Origin of the sequence: Trueperella pecoris, assembly GCF_014926385.1 — a bacterium.
GTDB lineage: Bacteria > Actinomycetota > Actinomycetes > Actinomycetales > Actinomycetaceae > Trueperella > Trueperella pecoris.
The window spans coordinates 855,390-867,150 of the sequence record NZ_CP053291.1 but is presented as its reverse complement, the minus strand read 5'-3'; the positions used below and the strand labels follow the sequence as shown (position 1 = coordinate 867,150).

At 63.6% G+C, this 11,761-nt stretch carries 16 protein-coding genes; all 16 read right to left on the bottom strand.

Going from position 1 to position 11,761, the window contains the following annotated elements; all coding sequences use genetic code 11:
• Positions 1–36 precede the first annotated feature (36 nt).
• Positions 37–216, bottom strand: a complete 180-nt coding sequence (locus HLG82_RS04160; protein ID WP_193327446.1) for a hypothetical protein — start codon at positions 214–216, stop codon at positions 37–39.
• Positions 217–371: 155 nt separating this feature from the next.
• Positions 372–1,463 carry an NADH:flavin oxidoreductase/NADH oxidase gene (locus tag HLG82_RS04155; RefSeq protein ID WP_193327445.1) on the bottom strand — a complete coding sequence of 364 codons (1,092 nt, stop codon included), beginning with the start codon at positions 1,461–1,463 and terminating at the stop codon, positions 372–374.
• A gap of 66 nt (positions 1,464–1,529) precedes the next feature.
• The gene (locus tag HLG82_RS04150) at positions 1,530–2,342 is read right to left on the bottom strand and encodes a TrmH family RNA methyltransferase (protein WP_255313936.1); all 813 of its coding nucleotides are present in this window, start codon (positions 2,340–2,342) and stop codon (positions 1,530–1,532) included.
• Positions 2,342–2,899, bottom strand: coding sequence for a dTDP-4-dehydrorhamnose 3,5-epimerase family protein (locus tag HLG82_RS04145; RefSeq protein WP_193327444.1), 558 nt, complete (start codon positions 2,897–2,899; stop codon positions 2,342–2,344). The genes HLG82_RS04150 and HLG82_RS04145 overlap by 1 nt, the downstream gene beginning before the upstream one ends.
• Before the next feature lie 115 nt (positions 2,900–3,014).
• Positions 3,015–3,398, bottom strand: a complete 384-nt coding sequence (gene rplT / locus HLG82_RS04140; protein WP_193327443.1) for a 50S ribosomal protein L20 — start codon at positions 3,396–3,398, stop codon at positions 3,015–3,017.
• Positions 3,399–3,417: 19 nt separating this feature from the next.
• The gene (gene rpmI / locus HLG82_RS04135) at positions 3,418–3,612 is read right to left on the bottom strand and encodes a 50S ribosomal protein L35 (RefSeq protein ID WP_193327442.1); all 195 of its coding nucleotides are present in this window, start codon (positions 3,610–3,612) and stop codon (positions 3,418–3,420) included.
• Positions 3,613–3,631: 19 nt separating this feature from the next.
• Positions 3,632–4,309, bottom strand: coding sequence for a translation initiation factor IF-3 (gene infC, locus HLG82_RS04130; protein ID WP_246462244.1), 678 nt, complete (start codon positions 4,307–4,309; stop codon positions 3,632–3,634).
• A gap of 178 nt (positions 4,310–4,487) precedes the next feature.
• A complete protein-coding gene (locus tag HLG82_RS04125) occupies positions 4,488–5,228 on the bottom strand; it encodes an SseB family protein (protein ID WP_193327441.1) in 741 nt (246 codons plus the stop codon).
• The gene (priA, locus tag HLG82_RS04120; protein WP_193327440.1) at positions 5,228–5,962 is read right to left on the bottom strand and encodes a bifunctional 1-(5-phosphoribosyl)-5-((5-phosphoribosylamino)methylideneamino)imidazole-4-carboxamide isomerase/phosphoribosylanthranilate isomerase PriA; all 735 of its coding nucleotides are present in this window, start codon (positions 5,960–5,962) and stop codon (positions 5,228–5,230) included. The genes HLG82_RS04125 and priA overlap by 1 nt, the downstream gene beginning before the upstream one ends.
• Positions 5,963–5,990: 28 nt before the next feature.
• Positions 5,991–6,620 (bottom strand): imidazole glycerol phosphate synthase subunit HisH, encoded by a 630-nt coding sequence (gene hisH, locus HLG82_RS04115; RefSeq protein ID WP_193327439.1) that lies wholly within the window; start codon positions 6,618–6,620, stop codon positions 5,991–5,993.
• Positions 6,617–7,159 carry a hypothetical protein gene (locus tag HLG82_RS04110; protein WP_193327438.1) on the bottom strand — a complete coding sequence of 181 codons (543 nt, stop codon included), beginning with the start codon at positions 7,157–7,159 and terminating at the stop codon, positions 6,617–6,619. The genes hisH and HLG82_RS04110 overlap by 4 nt, the downstream gene beginning before the upstream one ends.
• Entirely contained in the window at positions 7,156–7,755 is a 600-nt protein-coding gene (gene hisB, locus HLG82_RS04105) for an imidazoleglycerol-phosphate dehydratase HisB (RefSeq protein ID WP_193327437.1), read from the bottom strand. Before hisB ends, HLG82_RS04110 begins: the two co-directional genes overlap by 4 nt.
• Positions 7,752–8,861, bottom strand: a complete 1,110-nt coding sequence (locus HLG82_RS04100; RefSeq protein ID WP_193327436.1) for a histidinol-phosphate transaminase — start codon at positions 8,859–8,861, stop codon at positions 7,752–7,754. The genes hisB and HLG82_RS04100 overlap by 4 nt, the downstream gene beginning before the upstream one ends.
• Positions 8,858–10,189, bottom strand: coding sequence for a histidinol dehydrogenase (gene hisD, locus HLG82_RS04095; RefSeq protein ID WP_193327435.1), 1,332 nt, complete (start codon positions 10,187–10,189; stop codon positions 8,858–8,860). Before hisD ends, HLG82_RS04100 begins: the two co-directional genes overlap by 4 nt.
• Positions 10,190–10,251: 62 nt before the next feature.
• A complete protein-coding gene (gene uppS, locus HLG82_RS04090; protein WP_246462245.1) occupies positions 10,252–10,977 on the bottom strand; it encodes a polyprenyl diphosphate synthase in 726 nt (241 codons plus the stop codon).
• An 8-nt stretch (positions 10,978–10,985) separates the two neighbouring features.
• Positions 10,986–11,717, bottom strand: coding sequence for a DNA repair protein RecO (recO, locus tag HLG82_RS04085; protein ID WP_193327433.1), 732 nt, complete (start codon positions 11,715–11,717; stop codon positions 10,986–10,988).
• Positions 11,718–11,761 lie beyond the last annotated feature (44 nt).

Here is an 11,761-nt window from a genome sequence, read left to right as displayed (position 1 = left end):
GGGGCGATTTTGCCCCTCAATATGTGGTTCTTCGCGCTAAAGGTCGGTGGACATCGGCCCGGGCCAGGGGCCGATGTCATCAACGTTCACGCTGCGCCACCCGTAGGCCGCGGCCACAACATCGGCAAACTCCTGCGCCCAGACCGCATACCAGGGCGAATTGGGGTGGAAGAGATCGGCAGCGTGGTAGCGGACCATGTATTGCCACAGTGGCATGACCTGCGAGCGCCTGCGCGACGGCGTCGAACTAAACCGCGAAATCCTCCCGCGTCATCCAGGCCTGGCCGACGTCGTTTCCGCCGATTCCCCGAGGGCGACGTACACCAGCGGCAACTCCTCGCCGGCCAGTCGGCGGTATCGACATCTCGCCCCTAGTTGTCCTCGCGGCCCCTCAGGTACTGATGTGGCCACGGAACGTTTTCATCAAGCTGGAGTGCCCAATGGCGCGGCAAGTACGGGTCGTGGAGCGCCACCCGGCCGGTGTAAACCACGTCGGCCTCCTCCTCGTAGACGACGACGTCGGCCTGCGTGGCGTTCGTGATCTGCCCGGCCACGCCAACGAGCGCGCCCGTCTCATCTTTAATACGCCGGGCGAAGGGAATCTGGTAACCGGGGCCGACGGGAATCTTCGCGTGAATACAGCCTCCCGAGGTAATTGACCAGAAGTCGACATCGTCAAGTTCCCGAACCAGCCTGATCGAGTCCTTCACTGTCCAGCCGAACGTCCCCTCGCGTTCCTCAAAATACTCGGCCAGCCAGTCCGTGGCGGAGAGCCGCACAAACAGCGGCAGATCACCAATCGCACCACGCGCGGCGCGAAGCACCTCGCGCAACAGGCGCGTGCGGCCCTCGAAGTCGCCTCCCCATTCGTCCTGGCGCACGTTGGACACGGGAGAGAGGAACTGGTGAATGAGGTAGCCATGTGCGGCGTGAAGCTCGATCGCCTGAAAACCCGCCTCGACGGCAAGCTGAGCCGATCGGGCGAACTGTCCGATGACGCGTTCGATATCTTCGTGCGTCATCTCGCGCGGCGCCGGCAACTCCTTGTCGAAGGGAAGAGGGCTCGGGCCAAGGGTCTGCCAACCGCTCTCGCCCAACGCGTGCGAACCCTCCCACGGCACGCCCGTGGAAGCCTTCCTGCCCGCATGATTGAGCTGGATAGCGGGCAACGCCCCGTGCTGATTAATGACGCGCGCGATGTGGCGAAAGGCAGGAACGTCGGCCTCGTCGTCGAGGCAGAGGCAGAACGGAGAAATGCGCCCCTCGGGAGCGACGGCGGTGGCCTCGACCGTGACGAGCCCAAAGCCACCCAGCGAACGCGAGGCGTAGTGCTGGTAATGCCAATCGTTCGGACGGCCGAGCCATTCGCCCTTCTCCCCCGCGCTGTACTGGCACATCGGCGGAAGCCAGAGCCTGTTGCGGATCTGCTTTCCGCGCAGTTCGATCGGATCAAATAGGTGCATGTCTCTCCTCACACCCTTGGAGCAACCTCATGCACTAACCCTACCCCGGCGCACTTACAGCGTCAGTCAGCGCCGCTGGGCAAGCGCGCTCGAATACAGGCACAGCGACGCCGCCACAGCCGCATTCAACGACTCGGCCTGCCCCCACATCGGGATGCGAACCGCCAGGTCAGCGAGCGCCAACTGTTGAGGGGTGAAACCATGGGCCTCGTTACCCACGAGCCACATCGTGGGGTCGGCCAGGTTAGCCCCCGCCTCGCTCGGAGCGGCCAGCAGGTCCACTCTTGCGCTCCCGTCGGCGCACAGAACCGTCAGCCCGTGAGCGTGAGCCGCCGCGACGGCGTCGTCCACCGTCACGTCGCTCAGGATCGGCAGGTGAAACACCGAACCAACAGAGGATCGAATCACCTTGGGGTTGAACAGCTCCACCGAGCCCTTGCACAGCACGACGCCGTCCGCGCCCGCCGCGTCCGCGCTACGAATAATCGTGCCAAGATTACCGGGGTCGCCAGATTCCACGAGGCAGACCACGAGGCGCGGGCTCGCGGCGAAAAACTCCTCCAGGCTCGGCTGTAGTGGCGCCTCGGCGACGGCGAGCCATCCCTGGGCGCTGGTCGAAAGCCGGCCAAACACGTCCTCGCTGAGAATGTGGGTGTAGGGATCCACGCGCTGGGCAAGCGCGTCTAGGTCGGGATGCTGGCTCAGGCCGGCCTCGGTCACGTAGAGGTCACGCACGAACTCCGGCTGGGCAAGAAGCTCACGCACAGCCTGCGGGCCCTCAACAATCATCTGACCGAAACGCTCGCGCTGGCGGCGCTGCTGCAGCCCCGCGACCTTCTTGAGCTGACCCGTGAAACCTTCCGTATGGCGGCGCGGCACTACTTGGCCTTCAGGTCGGCCAGCCGTGGGGCGTTGAGATCCTTGTCGGAGATCATGGCCCGATCGTTGACGTCTACGGGAATCGGCCACTGAATGCCGAGCTCCGGATCCAACGGGGCCAGCGCCGAACCCGGCATCCCCGGCTTCCACTCACGGTCGAAGAAGTAGAGGTATTCGGTCTCGTCCTCAGTGGCCTGGAAGCCGTTGCACACGCCCTGCGGAACGAGAACCATCGTCCCCGGCGCGATATCGACGGTCACGACAGCCCCAAAGCTCGGCGAGCCATCACGGACGTCAACATAGGCGCCGAAGGCTCGGCCGGAAACAACAGTGACAAGCTTCGTCATCGCCTCAGCGTGCAGGCCACGAAGCCCGCCCTTGTGCGTGAAGGTGTTGTTGGCCTGTTCGAAGTCGCTCACAAAGCCTTGCTCGACTAGCCACGAGCGGCGCACCAGCTCGCGAATCGTGCCGCGCTCGTCGGTAATCTGCTTGGGGGTGATGACGACCAGCCCCTCGATGTCCGTCTTTTCAACCTTCGGTTCGATGATCTCAACCATGATTTTTACCTTTCGTCTTGCCCTATCCTATCAGCACACTTACGGGGCTATAGAACAAAGCAAGGCGGTGGATGCGGGTCATTCCCGCATCCACCGCCGTCAGCGATATCGTAAATTACTTCGCAACCGGCGCGTTCACGTCAGCCGGAAGAGCAGCCTTAGCGGCCTCAACAATAGCCTTGAAAGCGGCCGGATCGTTGACGGCGAGCTCGGCGAGCATGCGACGATCAACCTCGATGCCGGCGAGCGACAGGCCCTGCATGAAGCGCGAGTAGACCATGCCCTCAGCGCGGCACGCAGCGTTGATGCGCTGGATCCAGAGCTTGCGGAACTCATTCTTGCGGACCTTACGGTCACGGTAGTTGTAGACGAATGAGTGAGTGACCTGCTCCTTGGCCTTGCGGTACAGGCGCGAGCGCTGGCCGCGGTAGCCCTTGGCGCGCTCAAGCGTGGTACGGCGGGACTTCTTGGAGTTAAGAGCGTTCTTTACGCGTGCCATTCTTTGTTTCTCCTACTGATTAGCGGCCCAGAAGGCGCTTGGTGGACTTGACGTCAGCCGCAGCGACCGGCTGGTCAGAGGACAGGCGACGGGTGCGACGCGTCGACTTGTGCTCGAGGAGGTGGCGCTTGCCCGCCTGCTCACGCATCAGCTTGCCGCTACCGGTGACGCGGAAGCGCTTCTTGGCACCCGAGTGGGTCTTCATCTTAGGCATTTTTTCATGTCCTTCTTTTCTAGTTCTCTTCAGTCCCGGCAGATTTCTCCGCGACTCGGTCCGCGTTCTTCTGGGCCCGCCGCGCCTCATCGGCCTTGCGCTGCTCGCGCTCGGCTTCGCGCCTACGACGCTGATCGGACTTCGCCTGAGACTTACGGCGAATAGGAGCAAGCACCATCACCATGTTGCGGCCGTCAACGCGAGGCGCTGACTCTACAGTGGAGTTTTCCTCGGTATCGTTCGCAATACGCTCCATGAGACGGACACCCATTTCCGGACGTAGCTGCTCGCGGCCCTTGAAGCGAAGCTGAATCTTGACCTTGTCGCCGCCATCAAGGAACTTCTTGATGCGACCGACCTTGGTCTCGTAATCGTGCTTCTCAATCTTCAGACTGAGGCGAATCTCCTTCAGCTGGGTATTCACCTGGTTACGACGTGCTTCACGCTTCTTCTGTGCAGCTTCGTACTTGTATTTGCCGTAATCCATCAGCTTCGCAACCGGAGGATTAGCGTTGGGCGCCACCTCAACAAGATCGAGATTAGCTTCCTGGGCAAGGCGCAGGGCATCCTTAACGCGAACGACGCCGACCTGTTCACCGCCCGGTCCGACTAGTCGTACCTCGGAAACGGTAATTCGATCGTTGACTCTTGGCTCGTTGATAACGGTTCCTCTTCTACTTCGACGTGCAATGCGCACGGAGTATCCAGAGGACAACACGGCTCAGCCCGTTGTGACTCATAACCCGGCTCCCCCAATTTGGGAACTCAAGGTGGGATTTCTCCGCTTGCATTTCCGGCGTTTGCCGGCGTGGTCGTATGGAAGTTTACCAGCCACGTCTGACCTTTTCTATTTTCACCGCCGCCGTCAGGGCCTTTTAACGCGTGAGCTTTCCCACCTGGCGGGGCCTGAGCTCGACGACATCGAGGCGCGCCTTGACGTAAGGGTCAGATCCCATCACAGCCATGAGGGTGTGGGCAATGTTGGCCGCTTGTTCCCGATCCACCTGCTCGGTGAGCTCAACGACGACGACGGCCGCGCCCGCCCGTCCCGGCTCGAGGCACAACCCGGCCAGTCCCGGAAGTTCGCCGTCTACACCGGCGAGGATGCGCGATGCAATCGATGGATCTTCCCAGGGCGCCGTCCACGCTGTGCCGGAGGCCAGCGCGGCGGTGGCGCTCCGGCCCAGCCACGTGGTCTGCTCCGAATCCGGGTCAAGAACCATCACGCCCTGCCCGCGTTGCAAGGCAGCCGATGCAACCTTGGAGACCTCGAGGGGCACCGGCCGCGCCGTCGGATTCCATTCCGCCAGCGCGCGGGCGCTAGAAAATATTGGCAACGCCTGCTTTCCTCCCGGAAATGCGACCCGCACGAGGTCCTCATCAGGGCATTCCAGGGGGTCCGTTTTTCCACTCCGCCCCTCGTGCCCGGCCACGCCGGCGCCGTCCCTGCCCGGGTGGGCATGTGGCAGGACCGGGACAAGAACGCGGCCGAGGGCCTCGACGATCGCAACCGTTCGCCGACGATTGGGCTCGGCATAGGCCGCGGCGAGCTCGTCCGTGATGTCCCCGAGATCCCCTGCGAAAGGCTGGGGGTTTAGCACCCGATTGAAATCCATTACTCGCCTTCGGCAACGGCAAGCGCCTGCGGGAGCGTGAAGTTGCCCGCGTAGAGTGCCTTGCCAACGATCGCGCCTTCCACTCCCAGATCGGTCAGTGTGCGCAGCGCGGCGATGTCCGCAAGGGAGGAGACTCCCCCGGAGGCAACCACCGGCCGGTCCGTTGCCGCACAGACCCTCGCCAAGAGGTCCAGGTTCGGGCCGCTCAACATGCCGTCTTTGGTCACGTCTGTCAGGACGTAACGGGCGCAACCGTCCTCGTCCAGACGCTTGAGCACCTCCCAGAGGTTTCCGCCTTCGCTCGTCCAGCCACGCGCCGAGAGCACCTCCCCTCGCACGTCGAGTCCCACAGCGACCTTGTCCCCGTACTCGGCGATGGCCCGCTTCGTCCACGCCGGGTCTTCGAGTGCGGCGGTGCCGAGGTTGACGCGTGCGGCACCAGCCTCGATGGCGCGGGCAAGCGAGGCGTCGTCGCGAATTCCTCCCGAAAGCTCAATCTTCACCGCGTCGTGATCGGCCACGATCCGGGTCAGCAACTCGTGGTTCGAACCACGACCAAAGGCCGCATCGAGGTCCACGAGGTGGATCCAGCTGGCACCCTGGGCCACGAATGCGGCCACGGCCTGAGCCGGATCACCATAAACCTGCTCGGTTCCAGCCTCGCCCTGGTTGAGGCGGACTGCCTTGCCGTCAACGACGTCGACGGCGGGTAACAGCTGTAGAGCCTGAGACATCTTTTCCTTTCGTGGCCGGAAAGCCTTGCTATTGGCCAATCGAGTCCAGCCAGTTACGCAAAAGCTGCAGGCCGGCGTCGGAGGACTTTTCGGGATGGAATTGGGTGGCCACCAGCGGGCCATTTTCGACGGCTGCCACGAAGCGCGCGCCGTGCTCGGCATACGTTACCAGTGGCGGCGCGAAATGTTCGGTGTCGAAGCCCTCGGCGGGATCGGACATGACAGCGTAGGAGTGAACGAAGTAGAAACGTTCATTTTCTATGCCCGCGAAGAGGGTTGACCCTTCGGGAACCTGTACGGGCGACCAGCCCATGTGTGGAACGATCGGCGCGGGCAGCAGGTCAACCGTACCCGGCCATTGCGCCAGGCCCTCTGCGCCTCCGTGCTCGGTCGAACCGTCGAACATGATTTGCAGGCCCACGCAGATGCCCATCACGGGGCGGCCACCGGCAAGGCGACGCTCCATGAGCCGGTCGGCGCGAAGGCTGCGCACCTTGTCCATGACGGCTCCCATCGCCCCCACTCCTGGAACGACCAGTCCATCGGCGCTCATCACCACGTCGGGATCGGAGGTCAGTTCAACGTCCGCGCCCACCTTTTCGAAGGCGCGGACGACCGATCGGACGTTGCCAATGTTGATATCGAGGACTGCGATCACGAGACTCCGCCTTCCTTATCCGAGCCGCCCGTGCCGAGGATGCGCTCGACGTCGACGAGCGTGAGATCCTTGGTGGCGATGCCGATCTGCGCGGCGTCGGCGTTGCCGATCACCAGGCGTTCGACCAGCGAATCGAGCATGTTGAGCATGATGCCGGCCTGAACCTCCTCGCCGCGTTCTGCGTGGACGTAGCGCACTGCGCTGACGAGTCCGGACACACCTGCCTCGCCCCCGACGTTGTCACCCAGCTCGGCGGTGATGAGGACGACGCCGTAGGCCGACAGCTCGGAAAGCGGGCCGACGATGTTTTCGGGATCGTCCGAAGGATCGGCGGGCTCGTCTACCGGTTCGGGCTCACCGCCGAGGAGCTCTGCGATGTCCCAATCGGCAAATTCGCGCTTCATGACCTCGCGGACGACGCACACCCCAGATTCGGTGGCCACCACATGCGCCTCGATCCCACGCAGGCGCAGGATCCCGGCCACTACTTCGGGCTGGCTAAAGGGCGTGAGAACGACGAAACGGCGGCGCGAATTCACAGTGCCCCCTTTGTCGACGGGACGCCCACCACGCGCGGGTCATATTCGACTGCCGCACGCAGCGCGCGGGCGAGCGCCTTGAACTGCGCCTCAACGATGTGGTGGGGATCGCGGCCGTCAAGGAGCTCGACGTGGAGGCAGATCTCTGCGTTGAACGCGAGCGATTCAAACACGTGGCGCGTCATCGATCCCGTGAAATGCCCGCCGATGAGGTGATACTCCTGGCCTGCGGGTTCGCCGCGGTGCACGATGTAGGGGCGACCCGACACGTCCACGACGGCGCGGGCGAGCGCCTCGTCCAAAGGCACCACGCTGTCACCAAAACGGCCGATCCCCCGCTTGTCCCCCAGGGCGATCTTGAGCGCCTGGCCGAGGCAAATCGCGGTGTCCTCTACAGTGTGGTGCACATCGACCTCGATATCGCCGTCCGCCTCGATCTCCATGTCGATCAGCGAATGCTTCGAAAGAGCGATGAGCATGTGATCGTAGAACGGCACGCCCGTATGGATCTTGGCCTGGCCGGTGCCATCCAGATCGATGTTCACTCGAATCGAGGACTCAGCGGTTGTCCGTTCGACCTTCCCTACACGGCTCATCGCGCCTCCTTCAACGCTTCCACAAATGCCGCATTTTCGTGCGGCTTACCAATACTCACACGAAGCCAGCCCGCAGGGCCAACCTCGCGAATCAACACGCCACGATCGAGCAGGCGCTGCCAGAGCCCGTGGCGGTCCTCGAAGGTGCCGAACATGAGGAAGTTCGCGTCCGAGGGCGCCACGCGGTATCCCAAGCTCGAAAGCTCCTCGGTCAGCGCATCGCGATCGCGCCGAATCTGATCGACCTGTTCCATCAGTGAGTCCCGATGAGCGAGGGCCGCCCGAGCCGCCGCCTGACTCACGGCGGACAGATGGTAGGGCAGGCGAACGATTCGGATCATGTCAACGACCTCCCGGCTCGCCGCCATGTATCCCAGCCGCAGCCCCGCCGCGCCGAAGGCCTTGGACATCGTGCGCGTGACGATCAGGTTATCGAACTCGTCAAGTAGCTCCAGCGCGCTCGGAACGCCGTCACGCCGGAACTCCCCGTACGCCTCGTCGACGACGACGATCGTGGCTGCCGGCCACCCATCGTCGCTGGGGCCGGTGGTGCGGCTTGCCTCTAGGATAACGCGCAGGTCCTCGATATCGAGGGCCGTGCCCGTGGGGTTGTTCGGCGAGGCAAGCAAAACAACGGCCGGCCGGTGTTCGCCAAGCTGGAGCGGGACGTCGTCAACTCTGATAGAGAAGTCCTCATCACGGGCGATCGCGACGAAATCTCCGTAAACGTTTCGCGCGTACTCCGGGTACATCGAGTAGGAGGGGGTGAAGGTCAATACCGTGCGCCCGGGCCCCGCGAAAGCCGTCAGTACCTGTGCCATGACCTCGTTCGAGCCGTTGGCCGCCCACACGCGACTGGCGTCGAGATCGACGCCCGATTCGGCGTTGAGGTACGCGGCCAGGTCGGCCCGAAGAGCTACGGCCTCACGATCCGGATACCGGTTGAGACTCGCGGCCGCCTCGGCAACGCGTTGCGCGATATCGGCGATCACCTCGGGAGCCGGCTCGTGCGGGTTCTCGTTCGTGTTGAGCACGACAGGCACATCCAACTGCGGGGCGCCGTATGGCTCTTGCCCGACGAACTCGGGGCGCAGTGGCAGCCTCATTCTTGTGTCCTCACCTTCAGAGCATTCGCGTGCGCGGGCAGATCCTCGTCCATGGCAAGCGCCGTCAACGGCGCGAGCATCGACGCCATCGCATCGGCGCCGTATTCGATTTCTTGCACCGACTTGATATAGGCCATGACGTTGAGCCCGGCTGCGAATCGCGCGGTTGCCCCCGTGGGCAGCACGTGGTTCGAACCTGCCATGTAGTCCCCGAGCGGCACCGGCGTATACGGGCCGACGAAGATCGCACCCGCGTTACGAATCAGCTTCGCATCTTCGGCAGCGTTAGCCGTATGGATTTCGAGGTGCTCCGCCGCGTAGGCGTTCGCCACCCGGATCGCCTCGTCATGATCGTCCACGATCACGACGCCGGACTGTGGGCCTGCCAGCGCAGTCGCCACGCGTTGAGAATGCTTGGTCTGCGCGGCCATCTCCTCGAGCAGGCGATCGCAGGCGTCGGCAAACTCCGGGCTGTCGGTGATCAGAACCGACGCGGCGGCCGGATCGTGTTCGGCCTGCGAAAGAAGGTCAGCTGCGACGAAACGCGGATTGGCACCCGAATCGGCAATGATGGCGATCTCGGTGGTTCCCGCCTCGGCATCGATGCCAACGACGCCGTGCACCGCGCGTTTAGCCGCGGCCACGTATATATTGCCCGGCCCCGTGACCACGTCCACAGGCTCACACAGCACCGCATCATCCGCGGTTCCTGCTTCGCCCGCGGCGCCGTAGGCAAACATGGCAATAGCCTGTGCCCCACCCACGGCATAGACCTCCGTGATACCAAGAAGCTTGCAGGCGGCGAGAATCGTGGGGTGCGGCAGTCCGCCGAAGCCCTTTTGCGGCGGCGAGGCTAGGGCGATCTGTTGCACGCCCGCCACCTGCGCGGCAACCGCGTTGTGGATGACCGAGGACGGATAGACAGCCAGGCCGCCGGGAACGTACAAGCCTACGCGCTCAACCGGTATCCACCGCTGGAAAACGAATCCACCGGGAACGATCTCGGTTCGCCCCTCACGCGGAAGCTGAGCGCGGTGACCGGCACGGTTGTGTTCGATCGATAGCTGTAAAGCATGGCGGAGCTCCGGCGAAAGCCGTGCCTCGGCGTCGTCAATAGCCTCTTGCGGGACGCGCAAATACTCCGGGCGCACGCCATCAAAGCGCTCACCCAGCTCGCGTAACACGGTGCCCCCTTCGGCGCGCACGCGCTCGATAATCGGGCGGACCGATTCTAGGGCCGCATCAATATCGACAGTCGCACGGGGCAACTTCGCCGCCAGCTCGGCGCGCGTGAGCGACATTCCACGTAGATCAAGACGTTTCAACATGTTCACAAGTCTACGCAAGCCCCCCGACACTTTCTGTGTCCGCCCACCTAGCGGACCCGCAATCAGCCCTCCGCGACGGTGTCTTTGGCCGCGCCGAAGCGACGATCACGGCTGGCATAGGACTCCAAACACCGCCATAGCGATTGCCGGTTAAACTCCGGCCACGGCTCGTCGACGAACATGTACTCAGCGTAGGGCGACTCCCAGATGAGGAAGTTCGACGTCCGTTGCTCGCCGCCAGTGCGAATGAACAGATCCACGTCGGGCAAATCAGGCTGGTACATGTATTGCCCCAGGAGCTCCGGCGTGACCTGGTGTGGCCGAACAAGCCCACGCTGAACGTCGTGGGCAAGTTCCGCTGCGGCGTCGGCAATCTCGTTTCGCCCGCCGTAATTGACACAAAAATTAAGAATGAGGGTATCGCACGCCGCCGTGTGTCGCTCGGCCGCCTGAAGCTCGTTAATCACCGACGTCCACAGCCGCGGCTGGCGGCCCGACCACACGATCTTGACTCCCCACGTCCTCAGCTCCTCGCGGCGCCGGCAAATAACCTCGCGCGAATAATTCATGAGGAAGGCAACCTCGCGCGGCGAGCGCCGCCAATTCTCGGTTGAAAAGGCGTAAACGGAAAGCACCTTCACGCCCGCCTCGATCGCCCCGGCGATGACGTCCATGAGGGCGTCCTCCCCCGCGCGATGCCCCTCCGTACGGGGCAAGCCCTGCGCATTGGCCCACCTACCATTGCCGTCCATGACGATCGCGACGTGAGCGGCTACGTGCTTATCCATGTGTCTCCTCAGTCCTCCCCCACGCGCACCATGCGCAGCGACAACACGTTCGATTCCAGCTGCCATTGGACGAAAGCTGCGATGAGCGCTCCCGCCGAACGACGGGCGGGCTCCGCGGCGGCGTCGGCGATCCGCCAGTCCCCCTCGGCCAACGCGCCAATGAGTTGCCACGTCTCGACGGTTGGGATTGTTGCCCCCGGTGGGCGGCAATCGTTACACACCGCACCTCCGCTGTGGACGTGGAAGGCCTCGTGCGGGCCCGGCGCTGCGCACCTGGCGCATTCAAAGACGGCTAGGGCCCAGCCCGAGAGGGCCATCGCCCGCAGCATGTACGAATACAGGACGAGCTCGGGCCGATGGGCGAAGGTGGCGGCCGCGTGCAGGGCGCCGTGGAGAAGCTGGAACTGCTCCGGATCCGCGTCCTCGCCCGTCAGACGATCGGCGAGCTCGAGCATCGCCGAAGCGGTTGTGTAGGCATCGTAATCGCCTGCGAGTGTACGCCCATACTGACTGCGCGACTCGACCTGCGTGATCGTGTCGAGGCTACGCCCGCGATACAGCTGGACGTCGACCATCGAGAATGGCTCCACGCGGGCGCCGAAGCGAGACTTCGTCCGCCGCACCCCCTTGGCCACCGCACGGACTTTTCCATTGCGGCGCGAGAGCATGGTGATGACGCGGTCCGCCTCGCCAATATCGTGGCAGCGCAGCACAATCGCATCATCACGGTAAGTCTTCACCCCTGCATTATCGCACCGGCCTGACGCCGAATACGTCAGGCCGG